The sequence below is a fragment of the Pseudescherichia sp. L3 genome, assembly GCF_024656065.1.
In the GTDB taxonomy this organism is placed as follows: Bacteria; Pseudomonadota; Gammaproteobacteria; order Enterobacterales; family Enterobacteriaceae; genus Pseudescherichia.
Genome location: NZ_JANKYC010000003.1, coordinates 211757 through 226823, shown reverse-complemented (window position 1 = coordinate 226823; position 15067 = coordinate 211757). Strand labels below are relative to the sequence as shown.

At 59.2% G+C, this 15067-nt stretch carries 10 protein-coding genes; 6 read left to right on the top strand and 4 right to left on the bottom strand.

What is annotated here, in order from left to right; genetic code table 11:
• Positions 1 to 6 precede the first annotated feature (6 nt).
• From bcsA to NR795_RS16325, 5 genes are read left to right on the top strand one after another with little or no spacing between them, the layout of a single operon-like run.
• On the top strand, positions 7 to 2115 hold the full coding sequence (gene bcsA, locus NR795_RS16345) for a UDP-forming cellulose synthase catalytic subunit (protein WP_257758762.1): 2109 nt from the start codon (positions 7 to 9) through the stop codon (positions 2113 to 2115).
• Positions 2112 to 4403, top strand: coding sequence for a cellulose biosynthesis cyclic di-GMP-binding regulatory protein BcsB (bcsB, locus tag NR795_RS16340; protein ID WP_257758760.1), 2292 nt, complete (start codon positions 2112 to 2114; stop codon positions 4401 to 4403). The genes bcsA and bcsB overlap by 4 nt, the downstream gene beginning before the upstream one ends.
• Positions 4404 to 4417: 14 nt before the next feature.
• Positions 4418 to 8398, top strand: coding sequence for a cellulose biosynthesis protein BcsC (locus NR795_RS16335; RefSeq protein ID WP_257758759.1), 3981 nt, complete (start codon positions 4418 to 4420; stop codon positions 8396 to 8398).
• The gene (bcsD, locus tag NR795_RS16330) at positions 8395 to 8880 is read left to right on the top strand and encodes a cellulose biosynthesis protein BcsD (protein WP_257758869.1); all 486 of its coding nucleotides are present in this window, start codon (positions 8395 to 8397) and stop codon (positions 8878 to 8880) included. The genes NR795_RS16335 and bcsD overlap by 4 nt, the downstream gene beginning before the upstream one ends.
• Positions 8881 to 8885: 5 nt before the next feature.
• A complete protein-coding gene (locus tag NR795_RS16325; RefSeq protein ID WP_257758758.1) occupies positions 8886 to 9893 on the top strand; it encodes a glycosyl hydrolase family 8 in 1008 nt (335 codons plus the stop codon).
• Positions 9894 to 10190: 297 nt separating this feature from the next.
• On the opposite strand, the gene NR795_RS16315 is transcribed toward NR795_RS16325, so the two are convergent.
• Entirely contained in the window at positions 10191 to 10613 is a 423-nt protein-coding gene (locus tag NR795_RS16315; RefSeq protein ID WP_257758757.1) for a hypothetical protein, read from the bottom strand.
• 439 nt (positions 10614 to 11052) lie between these two features.
• Between NR795_RS16315 and NR795_RS16310 the strand changes: the two genes are divergently transcribed.
• Positions 11053 to 11427, top strand: coding sequence for a hypothetical protein (locus NR795_RS16310; RefSeq protein ID WP_257758756.1), 375 nt, complete (start codon positions 11053 to 11055; stop codon positions 11425 to 11427).
• A gap of 118 nt (positions 11428 to 11545) precedes the next feature.
• On the opposite strand, the gene bcsG is transcribed toward NR795_RS16310, so the two are convergent.
• Genes bcsG through bcsE form a run of 3 tightly spaced genes read right to left on the bottom strand, consistent with a single transcriptional unit; the run spans position 11546 to position 14971 of the window.
• Positions 11546 to 13225, bottom strand: a complete 1680-nt coding sequence (bcsG, locus tag NR795_RS16305; RefSeq protein WP_257758755.1) for a cellulose biosynthesis protein BcsG — start codon at positions 13223 to 13225, stop codon at positions 11546 to 11548.
• Entirely contained in the window at positions 13218 to 13412 is a 195-nt protein-coding gene (gene bcsF / locus NR795_RS16300) for a cellulose biosynthesis protein BcsF (RefSeq protein ID WP_186370577.1), read from the bottom strand. The genes bcsG and bcsF overlap by 8 nt, the downstream gene beginning before the upstream one ends.
• Positions 13412 to 14971, bottom strand: a complete 1560-nt coding sequence (gene bcsE / locus NR795_RS16295; protein ID WP_222889290.1) for a cellulose biosynthesis c-di-GMP-binding protein BcsE — start codon at positions 14969 to 14971, stop codon at positions 13412 to 13414. Before bcsE ends, bcsF begins: the two co-directional genes overlap by 1 nt.
• Positions 14972 to 15067 lie beyond the last annotated feature (96 nt).

Sequence of the window (15067 nt, the reverse complement as noted above, 5' to 3'; positions counted from 1 at the left end):
CGAACAATGAAAAAGTTCCTGTTTTATCTCTTGATCCTGGCGCTGGCGCCTGCCGCCGTGCTGGTGGTCATCACGCCAATGGATAGCCAGAAGCAGTATCTCTTTGGCCTGATCAGCATCGGCATTCTGTTTTTAATGGGCTACAGCAAAAAGCGCAGCATCTCCGTGATCATGGTGGTGATGTCGTTCCTGATGTCGACGCGTTATATCTACTTTCGCGCGACCCAGACCCTGCATTTTAACTCCGAGATAGAGACCATTTTAGGCATCGGCCTGTTCCTCGCCGATCTCTACGTCTGGGTCATGCTGCTGCTGAACTACCTGCAAACCATCTGGCCGCTAAAGCGCGAGATCGTGCCGCTGCCGGAGGATATGAACCTCTGGCCGACCGTTGACGTCTACGTGCCCACCTATAACGAATCGCTGGACGTGGTGCGCGACACCGTGTTGGCGGCGCAGTGCATCGATTACCCCAAGGATAAAATGAAAATTTATATCCTCGACGACGGCAAGCGCAGCGAGTTTGCCATGTTTGCCGCCGACGTTGGGGTGGGGTACATCACCCGTAACGACAACTCACACGCCAAAGCGGGCAACCTTAACCACGCCATGAAGCTTACCAACGGCGAGCTGATCTGCGTCTTCGACTGCGACCACGTCGCAACCCGTATCTTCCTGCAGGCCACCGTCGGCGGCTTCCTGAAGGATCCCAGGCTGGCTCTGGTGCAAACGCCGCACTTCTTCTACTCGCCGGATCCCTTTGAGCGTAACCTCTCCGTGGGCCGCAATATCCCTAACGAAGGGATGCTGTTCTACGGCCCGATCCAGCGGGGTAACGATAACTGGAACGCCACCTTCTTCTGCGGCTCCTGTGCGGTGATCCGCCGCAGCGCGCTGGAGGCGATTGGCGGCTTTGCAGTAGAGACGGTGACCGAAGATGCCCATACCGCGCTGAAAATGCAGCGCCTGGGCTGGGGCTCGGCGTTTATTGATATTCCGCTGGCCGCCGGGCTTGCTACCGAGCGTCTGGTGCTGCACATCATCCAGCGTACCCGCTGGGCGCGTGGCATGACGCAGATCTTCCGCCTCGACAACCCGCTGTTTGGTCGCGGCCTGACGTTCCAGCAGCGCCTGTGCTACCTCAGCGCAATGCTCTACTATCAGTTTGCCATCCCGCGTATCATTTTTTTGACTGCGCCGCTGGCCTACCTGCTGTTTAACCTCAACATCATCTACTCCTCGGCGAGCCTGGTCTTTGCCTACGCGCTGCCGCACCTGTTCCTGTCGATCTACCTTAACTCGCGGCTGAACGGACGCTACCGCTACAGCTTCTGGGGCGAGATCTATGACCTGGTGCTGGCGTTCCATATCGTGCTGCCCACCGTGGTCACTATGCTCTTCCCGAAGCGCGGCAAGTTTAACGTGACCGATAAGGGCGGCTTGCTCAACGTCGGCTACTTTGACTTCAGCGTCGTGCGCCCGCACCTGGTGATCGCCTTCCTGCTGCTGATCGCCGTGGTCTGGGGCATCGTGCGCGCCTTCGCCTGGGACCACTTTGCCGTCGATCCGAAGGTTATCGCCCTTAACGTTGGCTGGGGTCTCTATAGCCTGATCTTCCTGCTGGCGGCGATCGCCGTTGCCAGGGAAACGCGCCAGACGCGGAAAACAATCCGTATCGACGTCAAAATCCCGGCGCTGATCCACTACGCCAGCGGTATCTCTTCCCGCAGCGAGACCGCTGACCTCTCTATGGGCGGCTGCCGCGTCGCGGTGCCGGATGACCGTCATCTGACCGATGAGATCGAGGAGATTGAGCTGCTGCTGCAGTCGGGGGCGATCAGCATTCCGGTGAAAACCATCGCCGCCGACGATGCCTACGTGCGCCTGATGTTTGAAGATATTCCGCTCTCCCGCCGCCGCGAGCTGGTGCGGGTGGTGCTCTCCCGCGCCGATGCGTGGATCCAGCCGCCGCGTCCGCAGGACAATCCGTTCCGCTCAATGCTGACCATTATGCGCTGCGTGTTTGACCTCTTCTGGCTGACGTGGAAGTCTCGCCGCGAAAACCGCCGCCAGCGTGCGGTGCTGAAAGCAGCGCAGGAGGAGAGCAGCGTATGAGGCGTTTAACCACTCTGGCGCTGCTGGCCAGCGCGCTGTTTATTACCCCGCTCTATGGGGAGGAGACCACGCCTGCCGATCTGCTGCCGCTGGATCTGCCTCCACCGGTGGCAAGCCCGACGCCCGCCCCGGCGGCGTTCATCCCGTCGGTGGTAAGCGACATCTCGCTGGCGCAGATGGGCCAGCCGCAGGGTATTGTCCTCAGCGGCGGCCAGCTGCAGGGCGGGGTGGCTTTCACCCTGCCGGTGAGCCAGGTGATCACTAATGCCCAGCTGGCGCTAAACCTCAAGGTCTCCCCGGCGATGGCGACCCGTAACGCCACGATGCAGCTGATGCTCAACGGCCAGCCGCTGGGCACCGTACCGCTGGGGGCCGCCGACAGCGACGTCTCCCGCTTCCAGCTTGACGTGCCGGCGGCGCTGCTGGTCTCCAGCAATACCATCAGCTTCAAGATCAACGACGGCGACGCGATGATGTGCCAGCGCGATCTCACGGATAAGTATCGCGTGACCATCCTGCCGGACTCGAAGTTTAGCCTTGAGGGCCAACAGCTGGATATTGGCGCCGATCTTAGCCATTTCCCGCGCCCCTTCTTTGACAGCATGCAGATGACGCCTGCCACCATCGCCTTTGCCTTCCCGGCGAAGCTGACGGCGGACACCATCAGTGCGGCGGCGTTGATCTCCTCGTGGATGGGCATCCAGGCAGACTATCGCGGCGTCTCGTTCGCCGCCCTTACCGATCGCCTGCCGGAGAAGAACGGCATTCTGGTTGGTCACCCTGGCGAGCGCATCGGCGGCCTGACTCTGCCCCTCAGTACCGGGCCGACGCTAAGCATTATTGATAATCCGGCGAACCCTACCTACAAGCTGCTGCTGGTGGTGGGCAGCGACGATCGCGCCCTGCGGGCGGCGGCCTGGCGTCTGACGCGGGATAACTTCGCCCTGCAAACCCCACGCGTCACGGTGGAAGGCGAGTCGATCCCGGTCAGCAAGCCCTACGACGCGCCGCGCTGGATCCCTACGGATCGTCCGGTGAAGCTCTCGGAGCTGATCCGCAAGGATCAGAGCATGACCGTGAACGGGATCTGGCACGATGCGCTGCGGGTTGCCTTCCGCGCCGCGCCGGATCTTTTCCTCTGGGATGGGGAGACCATTCCGCTGCGCATCGGCTACCGCTTCCCGTCGGAGAGCTGGATTGATGAAGATCGCTCCTGGCTGAGCATGACCATGAACGACACCTTCCTGCACAACCTGCCGGTCAACAAGCAGGGCGCGCTGGAGACGCTGTGGCACAAAATGGGCGGCGACGCGCGGCAGGAGCAGTTCGACATGCCGCTGGAGCCGTACATGATCTACGGCGACAACCAGCTGTCGCTCTACTTCAACATCGTGCCGAAGGAGAGTGCGCCGTGCAGCGTGCTGCTGAACAACAACATCAAGAGCCGGGTGGATGATGACTCGTGGATCGATCTGAGCCACACCCGCCACTTCGCGCTGCTGCCGAACCTCTCCTACTTCGTGGGGGCCTCGTTCCCCTTCACCCGGCTGGCAGACTACTCAGAAACCGTGCTGCTGCTGCCGGAGAAGCCGAGCGAAACCCAGGTCGGGACGCTGCTGGACATGGCGGCCCGCGCCGGTAACGCCACCGGAACGGCGCTGAGCCACAACCGCGTGGTGCTGGGCATACCCACTGCGGGATCGAACCTGGCGCTGCTGCAGGATCGCGACGTGCTGGCGGTGACCGGGCTGGATCAGCACGATTTCAACCGCGAGCTGTTAAAAAGCTCGCCTTTTGTGGCCCACGACAGCCTGCTTAGCGTCCGCGAGCCGACCCAGTGGCAGAAGATCCAGCGCTGGATGGCCGGGGACTGGAATGCGGATGGCCTTGAGGCCGATCGCTACTTCTCGTCGAACGAGGCCTGGCGCGGCTTCGTCAGCTTCCGCTCGCCGTGGAGCAGCGGGCGCACGGTGGTGACCGCTATCGGCAGCAGCGACGACCAGCTCTCGCGGCTGCACAGCGATCTCACCTCGCCGAAGATCAACGCTGGCATTCGCGGCGACGCGGCGATCATTACCAACGAAAACGGCGTGCGCAGCTTCCGGGTCGGTGCGCAGTACCCGCGCGGCGAGATGCCGATGCACCTGATGGTGATCTGGTATGCCAACCAGCACTCCGGGCTGCTGGCGGTGCTGGGGCTGTGCTTCAGCATTATCGTCGGGCTGGCGCTGTATGCCCTACTGAAAAAACGGGCGCGTAAGCGGCTGGATCCGCAGGATGGAGAGTGAACAGGGTGACAACAATGACCATTAAAACCGCCCGCCGGTTATCTACCCTCTGCCTGTCAGGCGCGCTGACGCTCGGCGCGGTAAGCCACGCGCAGGCTGCGCCAAACGATGCGGCGTTAAAGGCGCTGTTTGACCAGGCTAACTACTGGCATGAGAAGTCCCATGACGATCTGGCGAGCGAGTCGCTGAAGAAAGTGCTGATGGTGGATGCCAACAATACGCAGGCGCTCTATCTGATGGCGCTCTGGGCGCAGCAAAACGGCGATCTGCAAACCGCTGCGCAGTGGCGTGCCCGGCTTGCCGCCGTGGCACCCGCTGACGCGGGACTCCAGGCGCTGGATAACGCCAAACAGCTGGCGCAGGTGCCTCAGGGACAGCTGACGTTAGCCCGCCAGCAGGCGCGCAGCGGCAATGTGCCGGCAGCGCTGGCAACCTGGCGCAGCATGTTTAATGGCGATACGCCGCCGCCAAGCCTGGCCCCGGAATACTACCTGACCATGGGCAGCGACAAGTCGCTCTACCCGCAGGCGGTAGGGGAGCTCCAGCGTTTCGTTGCCGAGAACCCGCAGGACAACGCGGCGCGGGTCGCGCTGGGTAAAATGCTAACGTGGCGGGAAGAGACTCGCCGGGATGGCATTGCCCTGCTGGAGCCGATGGCCAGCGGCAGCCGCGAGGCAGATGACGGCCTGCGCCAGGCGCTGCTGTGGCTGGGGCCGCAGGCGGGCGACGAACGGCTGTACGATAACTTCCTCCAGCGCCACCCCCAGGATGGCGACGTGCAGGCCTACTACCGAAAAAACGTCGGTGGTGCGGCGAAGGGCGAGGGCTTTACCGCCCTCAACAGCGGCGATACCGGCTCGGCGAAGCGCCAGTTTGAGCAGGTGCTGCAAACCAATCCTGAAGATGCCGACGCCCTGGCCGGGCTGGGCTACATCGCCCAGCGCAACGGCGACTACAAAGCCGCCTCGCAATACCTGAACCGCGCCGCCAGCCAGGGCGGCGACGCCTCGGCGGAGCGCAAAACCCAGGCAGAGGATGCGGCCTTCTACGGCCAGCTCGCCGAGGCGCAGCAGGCGCTTAAAGAGGGCAACGTCAGCCAGGCGCTGGCCCTCTCTGCCCCGCTGGCTCAGCAGAGCGGCGAACGTGGCACGGCAGCGAAGCTGTTTCGTGCCGACGTCCTGCGGCATAACAAAGACTATCCCCAGGCAGAGCAGGCTCTGCGTGCGGTGTTAAACGACCAGCCGCAAAACGCCGCCGCCAGGGAGAACCTCTTCTACGTCCTGCGGGAGCAGAACAAGTCTGACGAGGCCCAGGCGATGCTGCGCACGCTGCCCGCCAGCCTGCAGGCGAAGCTCCAGCCGCGCATCGTCACTGGTCTGCCGGGAGATCCCATTCGCCGCCAGGCTCAGCAGGCCGCCGCAGCGGGCAACACCCAGCAGGCTATCGCTATCCTCCAGCAGGGCGTGAGCCGCTTGCCGGACGATCCGTGGCTGCGTCTCGATCTGGCCCGCCTGCTGCAAAAGAGCGGCAGCGGCGACGAAGCCAGCTCGGTGATGGCGCCGGCAGCGCGCAACGGCGCGGGGGCCAGCTCGCTCTACGCGGCAGCGCTTTTCGCCAGCGAGAACGGGGCATGGCAGCAGTCGCAAACCCTGCTGTCGCGCATTGCGCCCGCCAGCCAGAACGGGCAGATGCGCGATCTGGCCCAGCGGGTGAACTACAACCTGCAGCTAGCCACCGCCGAGCGCTACCTGGCCCAGGGCAATAACGTTGCCGCCGCCAACACGCTGAAAACCCTAACGCATCGGCCACCGGAAAGCCCGGTGGATGCGGGCAAGCTGGCGAAGCTGCTGGCCCAGAGTGGGGATCTCAGCGGCGCGGTGGCGCTGGTGCGGGAAAACCTGCGCCAGGGCGTGCAGGGCAACGCCGGAGACTACGCCGATCAGGTTACGGTCCTGAACAAAGCCGGGTTAGACAACGAGGCGCAGGCCTTTCTTGCCAATCCCGAACTACAGGCACGCAGCACGCCCACGCAGCTGGCGGGGATCCGCAACGGCTACGTGATCAACGAGGCCGACCAGCTGCGCGAGCAGGGTAACTATGCCGCCGCCTATGACAAGCTGATGCGGGCGATGCAGAGCGATCCGCAGAATACCGATCTGATGTTCGCTATGGCCCGCCTCTATCAGACCGGCAAGATGAACAAAGAGGCCGGGGTGGTTTACGACTACCTGATAACCCGGGATACCGACGATCAGGCCGCTCGCGTGGGGGCGATTGACATGGCGCTGGCAGAGAACAACGTCGAGAAAGCGCAGACGCTTGCCGGCGGTCTGCGCAACGACAGCTCAGCGGATCGCATGCTGCTGCTGGCCCGGCTGGAGGAGGCGAAAGGCAATCATCAGCAGGCGATGACTTACCTGCGCAGCGCCCGAGGCAAGCTGCTGGGAATGGCGTCCACCAACGCTGCCGCAACGCCTACCATCGGCGGCGTGCTGCTGGCGGACAACCCGTTCGTGGGCAACAGCAAGATGGCATCGCGCTCAACGTACGGCGAGGATAATAACCTGCCGTGGCAGGTGGCGCAGACGGCACGCGAGCCGGGCAGCACGCTGCCAGGCACGACACGCACCGACCTGCCGATGGAAACCGTGCAGAGCCGCACCCTGCGTCAGGTCGATGAGATGATGCAGGATCTGCAGCAAAAAACCGGTATGTGGGTGCAGGGTGGGGTAGAGATCCGCGGTCGCGACGGCGAATCCGGTACCAGCAAGCTGACCGAAGCCAAAGCGCCGCTGACGTGGTCCAGCTCGCCGTTTGGCGAATCGCGCTTCGAGTTTACCGCCACGCCGATCACCCTCAGCGCGGGCAGCGCCTCGGGAGATGCATGGCGTCGCTACGGCACCAATCCGCTCAACAATGCCATCAGCAACATTACCTCGTCGATTGATAATACCGAGAACTCAGCGGATCCCACGGCGGCAAACTTCAGCGATCTGCTGGACTACAACGGCGAAAATCTCTCTCCGATGACCGATGCCGGGCTGGCGAACCTGGCCAGCCTGTATGATTCGGGCCGCCTGAAGGCGCTTAGCGTGTCGAACTTTAAGTCGAGCCTCGACAACCGCATCAGCGCTTCGACCGAATCGCAAAAGGCCAGCGGTGTTGAGCTGGCGATGGCGCTCAGCGGCGAACAGTACCGGGTTGATATTGGCACGACGCCGCTTGGGCAGGATCTGAGCACGCTGGTGGGCGGCGTCCAGTGGTCGCCGAAGCTGACCGACTACCTGACGCTGATGTTCAAAGGTGAACGCCGGGCGGTGACCGACAGCCTGCTCTCCTACGTCGGCATGAAGGACGCCTATTCAGGCAAGACCTGGGGCCGGGTCACGAAAAACGGCGGTAGCGTGCAGCTGGGCTACGACGACGGCGATGCGGGCTTCTATGTCAACGGTGGCGGCTACAGCTATCTCGGGGAGAACGTGGCCAGCAACACCAGCATGAACGCCAGCGCCGGGGTCTATCTCCGTCCGTATCACGATGACTTCCGGGCGCTACAGACTGGCCTGAACGTCAGCTGGATGGATTTCTCCAAAAACCTCAGCTACTACACCTACGGCCAGGGGGGGTACTTTAGCCCGCAGAACTACGTCAGCGTCTCTCTTCCGGTTGATTTCTCGCAGAAAATTGACAACTGGAAGCTGAACGTCGGCGGCTCGGTCGGCTATCAATCCTACAGCCAGGACAGCAGCGACTACTTCCCTACCAGCGGCGAGGCGCAGGATCTCCTGAAGGATCTCTATGACCTCGGCTACGCGCGTGACTATCGCTACGGCGGCAGCTCAGAAAGCGGCGTCGGCTACACCGTGCGGGCAGGCGTGGATTACAACGTGAATAAAGAGATGACGATAGGCGGCAAGGTCGGCTATGACACGTTCGGCAACTATAACGAAAGCACCGCCGGGCTCTACTTCCGCTATATGTTAGGAGGCAACTGATGACCCAGAATGGTCAACATTCACCGCTGATGAGCTACTTTCAGCAGCAGCAGACGCCAGCGGGCTGGTTCGATCTGCTGACGATTATGATCGACAACATGGTGCGTAACGTCGGCCAGACGGACAGCCAGCCTTTCCTGCGCCAGATGGGCGAGGCGCTGGCCGAGCGTTTTCCGCTGCCTGATTCAGAAACGGTGGGCGAGCTGGAGGCGAATATCAACGCCCTGCTGCGTCAGTTCAACTGGGGCTTTATCGATCTTGAAGCCAGCGAAAGCGGTCTGCTGCTGCGTCAGCAGGGGCTCCCGCTGGGACGCGATGACGATCGGCAGGGCTGGTGCCACGCCTTTTGTGCGATACTTGAGGGCCTTTACGCCCGCTGGCTGCAGGCGCAGGGCGGCGGGGCACACGTCACCGTACAGCGCGAGCGTCTGTTTTCCCATACCGACGTTCAGTTCCGTTATCACAATTCACAGAGAGTTTAGCCACGATGAGTTTAACTAAGGTCAAGCGCGTTGTTGCCGCGACGGTTGTTCTGGTAGGCCTGCTGTCGGCCTCAGTTGCTCAGGCAGGCACCGCCTGGGATACCTACAAATCCCGCTTTCTGATGCCGGACGGGCGTATCGTGGATACCGGCAACAAAAACGTCTCCCATACCGAAGGGCAGGGCTTTGCCATGCTGATGGCAGTAGCCAATGACGATCGCGCCAGCTTCGACAAGATGTGGGCCTGGACGGAGAAGACCTTAAAGAACAAGGATAGCGGGCTGTTCTACTGGCGCTATAACCCGGTCGAGCCGGACCCCATCCCCGATAAAAATGACGCTACCGACGGCGACGCGCTGATCGCCTGGGCGCTCCTGAAGGCCGATGCGCGCTGGCATGACGGGCGCTACGGTGCGGCCTCTGATGCTATCACCAAAGCGCTGGTGAGCCACACGGTGATCAACTTTGCGGGCTACCGCGTTATGCTGCCGGGCGCTAAGGGGTTCAACCTCAATAGCTACGTGAACCTCAACCCCTCCTACTTTATCTTCCCGGCGTGGCAGGCGTTCGCCGACCGCAGCCACCTGACGGTGTGGCGCGATCTGATCCGTGACGCGAAGACCTTGACAGGTAAGATGGGCTGGGGCGAAGCGAATCTGCCTACCGACTGGGTCGCGCTGGCTGCCGATGGCAAGATGCAGCCCGCCAAAGAGTGGCCGCCGCGCATGAGCTATGATGCGATACGTATTCCGCTCTACATCGCCTGGCAGGATCCGAACAGCGCCCTGCTAACGCCGTGGCGCAGCTGGTGGCAGAAATTTAGCCGCAGCCAGACCCCGGCCTGGGTGAACGTCACCACTAATGAAGCCGCGCCTTATAATATGAACGAAGGGCAGTTGGCGGTGCGGGATCTCACCCTCGGCACAAAAAACGGCGAGCCGCAGATTACCGCTCAGGATGACTATTATTCAGCAAGTTTGAAGATGCTCTCCTGGCTGGCGGAACAGCGCTAGCAGGCAATAAAAAAGCCGGGTGGCGCTCACGCTTACCCGGCCTACATTGCTGCGCCGAGTAGCGCTACACTTTTGCCAACCCATATTTACCTCCGGGAGCGGACGGGTGATCTTCATAAAAGGGTAAAATCTTTGCAACACCTGCCACATTGAACGGCATTGATGATTGCGTGTCCTGCATGCGCGGATTGTGGGCGTGGCCTGCCAGATCTACATCTCGCCCATACAGCAGTTTGCCCCATGCGCCGCCGGTTAATAAAAAGATAAGTATAAGGCGGAATATAGGGAGAGATGCTATTAGTAGTTGTAGACGACAGAGACTAACAGGGCCTTAGGGCTGTCCAATGTACTTACGGTCACAATCTCTTGCGGATCCGCGCTACGCCAGCACACTGCCTCAATATGACAACTTACCTGCTTTTGGTAACCCATGGCGTTCAGATAAGTTTCGATCTGCCTCGAATCGTCAGTACCGTAGTACCTGACAGCATATACATGTGATGCCGGACCAGTGACATTGGCAAAATCGAAGTCATAACGGGGCGAAATCCGTGGCATTTTTTTTAGAAGATCGGGCGTATAGAATTCATACTTCCGTTTATCCTGTTCGGTATAGTGTGCGTTCCCGGCGAACTCCATTACGATATAAGGCCAGACATAGGTCAGCGCTGCGGCAGCAACAATAATGACACTACCAACCACTTTAAATGATTTACGCATACGGTAATGTTCCCCCTTTCGCGCTATCCATGTATGAGCCATCAGCACTGGCAATACTTACAATTCCTGATTTAAAGTCACTCCATGGCCTTATTGTCTGCATGAAGTTAGGAAGCATACTTTTACGCCTTCGCCATGCTACGAAGGTTTCTATAAGCAGAGGATCATAAATAGATAAGAACATCTAAACTCATAAGCTCTGTCACAACACTGCGCTTTTCATCCTCTTAGCTTCTGGATAAGGCATTAAAAATCAAAAAGTATGCCAGAAATCATGGGGTGTAGGTATGCACCGCCGGGTGGCGGCTTCGCCTTACCCGGCCTACAAAATAATATTCATTATTTAAATGAATATTTCATAGGAATGCATCCATTATCTAAATAATTGTTTGCTATTTTTACGGTGCTATAGTAACCCTTTGTATGAGAGGATTACAGGGTGTCTGCTATTAAATTTTCAATGATATTAATGGGTTGCGTTGCGACATGTAGTTGTAATGGCAATCATGGAATAGATATTGGCAAATGGCGAACCGTATCAGTAGATAGTCAAAGAGTATGCTATAGCTTTGATAAAAGTGATGTGTTGAGTGATTACCATATAGGCCTTAACGAATCAGGAAAAGACACCGTCCTCACAGATAGCGGTTATTATCCTGTGCATTTATCTTATCCTCATACATGCATAAATATAAACTTAAAGCCGGGTAATCAGTATTACACGGTTTATAAACTTAACGGCGTTAAATACCGTTATGAGTTTATTATAGATAACACCTGGAATGTGCTTAGCCTGAAGCAAGGTTTAAAATGAGCGTTAGTGCACCGCCGGGTGGCGCTCGCGCTTACCCGGCCTACAAAGCGGGTGCCCTCCATCGATATCGGCACCATCCGTAGGCCCGGCAAGCGGTGCGCCGCCGGGCGTAACGGTATTACTGCGGATACGGTACCCAGTCCCCGCCGTTAAGACGAACGTACGGTTTGTTCTGGTACTGGATCACAATGGCGTTGGCGTTCTCTGACACCGGAGCCGTCTGCGGCAGGTTGCTGGTCAGGCTCTCCCAGTTAACGCTATCCTCGGTAAACAGCTTGCCGTCCACCGCACGGGCAACCAGATCCGATACCGCCAGGAAGCTGCTCGGCTGATCGATCACCACCGGCGCGCCCTCGTGCGGTGCCTTCATGCCGAAGAACTTGATCCCGGCCGGGACGTTGGTAATAGACGGGCTAGGAATATCGCGCAGGCCGGAGACCTGCATCTTGTCGCCCTGCAGCGCGCCGCCGTGCTCCGGCACCATCACCACCATCACTTTACGGCCCGATTTTTCCAGCGTAGTAAAGAATGCATCCAGCTCGTCAAACAGCTTCTGGGCGCGCACTTTGTAATCCGCCGTTTTGCTCACACCTGGGAAGTGGTTCCCGTCGTGCAGCGGCAGCAGGTTAAAGAAGGTTGCCGTACGCTGGTTCTCTTTTCCATCCTGGGACTGCATCCAGCGGTTAAGCACCGCGGTGTCGTCGTACACCGGCGAACCGTCAAAGGAGAGCAGGGCGGTCGGCAGACCGGTCTGATCCATCAGCGGGGCCTGCATGCCGCCGTTATCACGCACCTCTTTCAGGAAGCCGCCGAATACGCCGTTGTGGTCGAGCATGAACTGCTGCGAGAAGCCAAGCTGCGCCAGGTTATCAAACAGGTAGCACTGGTTGCCCGCCTGCTGATAGAGGTTTTTGTGCGACGGCTGGCCGCAGCTGGCGCGCAGGAGACGAATTGCCGCCGGGCCGCTGTAGGAGGTCGCAGAGTTGAAGTTTTTGAACTGAATATCGAAATGCGACCACAGCGGATGCGACATCAGGCCCGCCGCCTCAACGTCCGCCCATGACAGGGAACAGATGTTGATCACCAGCAGCTCAAACGGCTGGGCATCAGCAGGCAGCTGCGTCGGGAAGCGGATCTGGCGCTTGGCTTCGGCGGTGTAGAAGCTGTTCAGCCACGCGTCGAGATTGGCCGTGGTCGGCGGCGCGGTCTGCGCGGGGATATCGCCAACGACCGGTTTATCTCCCGCAGCGGCGATAGTGGCCGCCGCGTTACCGCCGGTGGTGGTCACGGTATTGGTTGGCTGACCGGCCGGCCACAGAGAGAACGTCGGCCCGGTCAGGGTCAGCACGTTCAGCCAGACCATAATCGCCACCACAAAAACGGTGACGCGGATCCACTGCGCCAGGAAGAGCCAGGCGACCAGCAGAACAAAAATTCCGCCGATCATCTGCCAGTTAATAAAGCGCGTCACCAGGTCAATGAGATAGTCGGCGCTGAATCCGGCCACCTGCGATCCCTGGCTGAGCATGCTCTGCGGGCCGGGGAGCCAGGTGTCGTGCCAGAAGAGCGCAATGCCGACAGGAATGGCGATCCAGTGGCGCAGGCGGTGCACGCTACGCCGCGGAATCGGAAGCAGCAGGAACGCCATAAACACCAGGTTTAACAGCGCGTGAAAGTTAAGGTAGCCTGCCCACAGCAAACCAAATTTCACCAGGAAATAGAAGTTCCAGCCGGCAAGGCCGCGCCAGTATTGCCACAGCGGTGAGGGCGTAGAGGCATTGAGGGTTTGATTAGTCATCTTTTCGTTTTGCCTTGACGGTCGAAGCACTGCGCCATATGCCTACCGGTTTTACATAGCGCGGTTTAATAAACAGCATGCGAAACACGGCTCTGATGCGCCGAATAGAGTGGCGTGTCATATAGCCGAGAGGGAAAAAGATCAGGGCGCACAGCACCACCAGCTGAATAATATCGCTTAACTGCATCATGATGTCTGCTCCGAAGCCCCGCCGGGCAGCCGGTGTGGCTGTGGAATGCGCCGCCAGCTCTGGCCGTTATGCTCAGCGTTAAGAATGGGGTTGGGCCCGTCGATTACCGGCAGCGGTTTACCCCACTTCTCCGGCACCAGGGCGCGCATCTGCACCAGCTCGGCGGCGATCTGGTTATCTTCAAACCACACTACCCGGTTCGAGAAGATATCCGGGATGGGCAGCGGGAAGATATGGTTCAGGGCCGTATCCAGATCGTTGATCCGGCAGAAGGAGAGGAACAGCATCAGCCGGTTATCACCGATGGTCATGATATCGCCCACGCGGTTAGGGCGGCACAGGGTCAACGCCTGCTCCACGCGGATGCCAGGCACCGGACGCAGCGCAACCAGCACGCCTTTGCCATCGGTCGGCAGCAGCGTATTGCTGAGCATATTGCTTACGGCGTCGCAGAAGGTATCCCACGTCTGGTAGCCACGCAGCTTCAGAGGCTGGGTCATGGTCAGCAGGGCGGCGATATCTTCCGGCACCGGACGGTTAAACTGTTGCCCCTGCACGCTCTCGATCAGCGTCAGGCAGCGGGAGAGGGGCGCGTTCCACGGGATCACCATATTCGCCCCGCAGCCCAGCAGCAGACGCTCGTCGGTGGCGCGCAGGCTAGCATTCTTCTCGCGCACGATGATTTTCAGCGTGCTGCCGCGCTGGCGGCGCAGGGTGTGGATATGGCGGGCCAGCCCCTCAATCTGGTTGTTCTGCATCAGCGAGAAGATAATGGTGGCCGCCTGCGTGGTACGCGCCTCGCTAAACAGGGCTTCGTTATTATCAAACAGCGTCCAGTGTTCGGAAAGCGGCGGAGCGCCCTCTAATACCATTACGTTACTCAGGATACGTTTTTCATCGCTGCGCGGCTGCACCGACGCCTGCTCCTGCTGCGCTATTTTCCAGCTGCCGTTATTTTGCTCAACAATAAGCTGCTGGCGGGCGCTGACGCCTTTTTCGTTAAACCAGAAGGCGACGTCATAGAGATGTATATCGGCCTGGGTACGCAGGCTCGCCAGGCCAAAAAGTGAGCGATACTCGCCCATCAAAAATGAGTATTGCTTATCATTATTGTTGCCGGGGTTAACTATCAGCAGTGTGCAGTCGTGATATTTTGTCCAGGCGTGTATTTTTTCTAACCAGCCACGCAAATGCTCGGCGGATATATTTTGCCAGGCATTATTGGCGCAGAGTAAAACCAGGAAATAGTGTTGGGGGTCAATAGCGCTCAGGAGATCGCGGGTAAAAAAGGATAGTCCATCCTTATGATTAGGCATAGTAAAAAGATGGATTTTATCAGGAGCGTGACCCGCCTCTAAATTAATAATTTTATTGGGATCGCTACCCATAGTAATCAGCGCCATCCGGCTTTTTTTATGCTGAGCAGCAAGGGTATGATTGACCAGACTTATGGCATCCTCTTCGCGATCGGCGTTGACCCACCAGACTCCGCCGGCTGGCATGTGGCTCAACTCATCCCATAATGACTGGATGCCAAGGGTAAATATGGGCTTCACGGTGTCTCTCTTAATCAAATTCGTCTGCACCTTAGTTTACTAGCGAAAGCCGAGAAATAAACCTAACATTGAAATTAAAGAGCATCACATTTAGCA

Bases quoted from the DNA above. Each gene is read 5' to 3' on its own strand.
- NR795_RS16315 (WP_257758757.1), bottom strand. From the start codon at position 10,613: ATGCGTAAATCATTTAAAGTGGTTGGTAGTGTCATTATTGTTGCTGCC.
- bcsA (WP_257758762.1), top strand. From the start codon at position 7: ATGAAAAAGTTCCTGTTTTATCTCTTGATCCTGGCGCTGGCGCCTGCC.
- bcsF (WP_186370577.1), bottom strand. From the start codon at position 13,412: ATGCAGTTAAGCGATATTATTCAGCTGGTGGTGCTGTGCGCCCTGATC.
- NR795_RS16325 (WP_257758758.1), top strand. From the start codon at position 8,886: ATGAGTTTAACTAAGGTCAAGCGCGTTGTTGCCGCGACGGTTGTTCTG.
- NR795_RS16335 (WP_257758759.1), top strand. From the start codon at position 4,418: ATGACCATTAAAACCGCCCGCCGGTTATCTACCCTCTGCCTGTCAGGC.
- bcsB (WP_257758760.1), top strand. From the start codon at position 2,112: ATGAGGCGTTTAACCACTCTGGCGCTGCTGGCCAGCGCGCTGTTTATT.
- bcsG (WP_257758755.1), bottom strand. From the start codon at position 13,225: ATGACTAATCAAACCCTCAATGCCTCTACGCCCTCACCGCTGTGGCAA.